Source organism: Bradyrhizobium sp. Leo114 (genome assembly GCF_055229415.2).
This window is the reverse complement of sequence record NZ_JBUYEN020000234.1, coordinates 1-370: the sequence shown is the minus strand read 5'-3', so window position 1 is coordinate 370 and position 370 is coordinate 1. Positions and strand designations below refer to the sequence as shown.

1 pseudogene is annotated in these 370 nt (G+C 70.0%); it reads left to right on the top strand.

The window, feature by feature from the left end:
* Positions 1–370, top strand: a pseudogene (locus tag ACZIRK_RS45540) (IS21 family transposase); the annotation flags it as partial.

Here is a 370-nt window from a genome sequence, read left to right as displayed (position 1 = left end):
ACGGCCGCAGGATTGCCAGCCACGCTCGCGCGCCCAACCGGCGGGGCCACACCACCATCGCCGACCACATGCCCAGCGCCCATCGGCGCTACGGCCAATGGACGCCCGCCAGAGTGATCGCCGCCGGTGAGCGGATCGGTCCGTCGACCGCCGCCTTCTTCCAGGCCGTGATCGCGGCCCGGCCGCATCCCGAGCAAGGCTTTCGCACCTGCCTCGGCATTCTGTCGCTGGCCAAAAGCTACAGCGCCGAGCGCGTCGACGCGGCCTGCCGGCGCGGCATTCTGATCAAGGCGCGATCCGTCGCCTCGATCCGCTCCATCCTCCAGAACGGCCTGGATCGCACCTTTCTCGACGAGCCCTCCGAACCCCA